Here is a 466-nt window from a genome sequence, read left to right on the forward strand (position 1 = left end):
ATAATGTTTTTATTTTAACATGTTAGGGCAATATATCAATTGAGTAATCATGATGATTTACTGGCGGGATCCCTCAGAAAGCGGCACAGTGTCAGTAAAACTGGTCGTGCATCTGATCTTTACGACAAAGTATCGACGTAAGCTATTTGACGGACAGATGATCGCTCAACGGCGTGATGTATTTGACTCCGCTGCGGCAAAACTTGAATGCGAAATTATTGAGATGGACGGAGAGCCTGACCATGTGCATCTGTTGGTTGCTTACCCGCCAAAAACTGGCGGTCAGTGTGATGGTCAACAATCTGAAATCAGTATCGTCGCGCCTGCTGCGCCAGCAAAACACACATTTACGGACGCAAAGTAAAACGGGACTTTTGTGGTCAAGGTCGTACTTTGTCTGTAGCACCGGAGGGGCAACGATTGAAACACTCAGAGCCTACGTTCAGAGCCAGTCAACGCTTGATTG

General features: G+C 46.1%; 1 pseudogene. It reads left to right on the forward strand.

Annotated elements, in window-relative coordinates:
* Positions 1-39: 39 nt before the first annotated feature.
* A pseudogene (gene tnpA, locus BHE89_RS20505) lies at positions 40-466 on the forward strand (IS200/IS605 family transposase); the annotation flags it as partial.

Source organism: Shigella sp. FC1967, from assembly GCF_001743005.1.
Lineage (GTDB): Bacteria > Pseudomonadota > Gammaproteobacteria > Enterobacterales > Enterobacteriaceae > Proteus.